Origin of the sequence: Sphingobium sp. C100 (assembly GCF_000508185.1) — a bacterium.
Lineage (GTDB): Bacteria > Pseudomonadota > Alphaproteobacteria > Sphingomonadales > Sphingomonadaceae > Sphingobium.
Genome location: NZ_AYOY01000106.1, coordinates 1 through 1241 on the forward strand (window position 1 = coordinate 1; position 1241 = coordinate 1241).

The following is a 1241-nucleotide window of genomic DNA, read 5'->3' on the forward strand; positions in this document are numbered from 1 at the left end:
GGCGGCCTCATAGGCGCGCGCAGCCTCCTGCGGCCGGCCGGCGACGCCCAGCGTGTCGCCCAGGATGAGCCAGGCGGCGGGCGCACCGGGATTGGCGCGGCTGAGCAGGCGCGCGCGCACGACGGCATCTTCCGGCCGGCCAGTGCTGAGCAGCGCGCGAATATAGGGAATATTGTCGCGCGCGCTCGCCACATCGGCGGGCGCGGGGCCACCGGCCAGCGCTCCGTCGCGCGGGCTGGCGAAGGGATCGGCGGGCGGGCGCACCGGCCAGGCGGCGCGCGCCAGCATGTCGCTGGCCATCGTGCGATCGCCCAGCGCTTCCTGCGCACGGGCGGCAAGCGTCAGCACATAGGGGTCGGCATCGCGCTGCGCCACGATCGGCGCCAGGATAGAGGCCGCCGACGCATAATCGCCATTGTCGTAATATGCGCGGCCTAGCAGCGTGCGAGCGGTGCGATTGTCTGGCTGGACATCGACCAGGCCAGCCAGCGAGTCGGCGGCAAGAACGGCGTTGCCGTCCTGCAAATGCAGCACGCCGCGCAGCAACCGGGTAGCGGGCTCGCCGTCAAGGCGACCGGTGGTGCGATCCAGCAGCTTGCGCGCCAGATCGCCCTTCCCCGCCCGAGCGGCCATCACCGCCTGCATCATCCAGGCGCGGGCATTGCCCGGATCAAGCGCCAGGATGCGACGGGTGAGGCCCAACATCCGCGATGCCTGTCCCGCGTCGGCCAGCGTTGCGGCATATTGCTCCAGCGTCGCGACCGAATCCGGGTTCGCGGCCAGCGCCCGGTCGAACCAGGGGAGCGAGGCGGACAGGCCATATTGCGCGCGTGTGAGTTCCCCGCGCAAAGTCAGCGCCTTGGCGTTGTCAGGGGCAAGTGCCACTGCATGATCGGCGGCTGCGATCGCCCCGGCCTGATCGCCGACGGCGAGGCGGAACCGGCCGAGATCGACCCAGTTTTCGGGATCGGCCGGACCCAGCGCCAACGCGCGATCGAGCGCCGCGCGGGCCGCACGTCCATCGCCCTGCGCCAGCGCCGCGCGCGCGACGATGCGGGCGGCCGCCATGGCGGAGGCTTCGGGCAGATCGGACGCGCGCGCTTCCTTAAGGGCGCCGTCCACATCGCCTTGCAGGAACAGCGCCTGCGCCATGACCGCCCGCGTCTGGGCGGCCGGCTGGCCGAGCGCGCGAGCACGCTCCACCTCCGCCTGCGCGCCTGCGCCATCGCCCAGTTCGGCGA

The 1241-nt window shown here is 72.4% G+C and carries 1 protein-coding gene; it reads right to left on the reverse strand.

Annotated elements, in window-relative coordinates:
* Positions 1-1241 (reverse strand): tetratricopeptide repeat protein (locus tag C100_RS32340; protein ID WP_024019165.1); only part of this gene is annotated, 1241 nt, incomplete at both ends.